The sequence below is a fragment of the Vibrio sp. RW genome (assembly GCF_027587105.1).
Taxonomy (GTDB): Bacteria; Pseudomonadota; Gammaproteobacteria; order Enterobacterales; family Vibrionaceae; genus Vibrio; species Vibrio toranzoniae.
Genome location: NZ_JAPPTM010000080.1, coordinates 1 through 660, shown reverse-complemented (window position 1 = coordinate 660; position 660 = coordinate 1). Strand labels below are relative to the sequence as shown.

Here is a 660-nt window from a genome sequence, read left to right as displayed (position 1 = left end):
GCTGGCAAACAAGGATAAGGGTTGCGCTCGTTGCGGGACTTAACCCAACATTTCACAACACGAGCTGACGACAGCCATGCAGCACCTGTCTCAGAGCTCCCGAAGGCACTCCTGCGTCTCCGCTGGATTCTCTGGATGTCAAGAGTAGGTAAGGTTCTTCGCGTTGCATCGAATTAAACCACATGCTCCACCGCTTGTGCGGGCCCCCGTCAATTCATTTGAGTTTTAATCTTGCGACCGTACTCCCCAGGCGGTCTACTTAACGCGTTAGCTCCGAAAGCCACGGCTCAAGGCCACAACCTCCAAGTAGACATCGTTTACGGCGTGGACTACCAGGGTATCTAATCCTGTTTGCTCCCCACGCTTTCGCATCTGAGTGTCAGTATCTGTCCAGGGGGCCGCCTTCGCCACTGGTATTCCTTCAGATCTCTACGCATTTCACCGCTACACCTGAAATTCTACCCCCCTCTACAGTACTCTAGTTCACCAGTTTCAAATGCAGTTCCGAGGTTGAGCCCCGGGCTTTCACATCTGACTTAATGAACCACCTGCATGCGCTTTACGCCCAGTAATTCCGATTAACGCTCGCACCCTCCGTATTACCGCGGCTGCTGGCACGGAGTTAGCCGGTGCTTCTTCTGTTGCTAACGTCAAGAGATA

General features: G+C 53.2%; 1 rRNA gene. It reads right to left on the bottom strand.

The features are described from left to right. Positions 1-660: ribosomal RNA gene (locus OCT63_RS21390) — 16S ribosomal RNA — on the bottom strand; the annotation flags it as partial.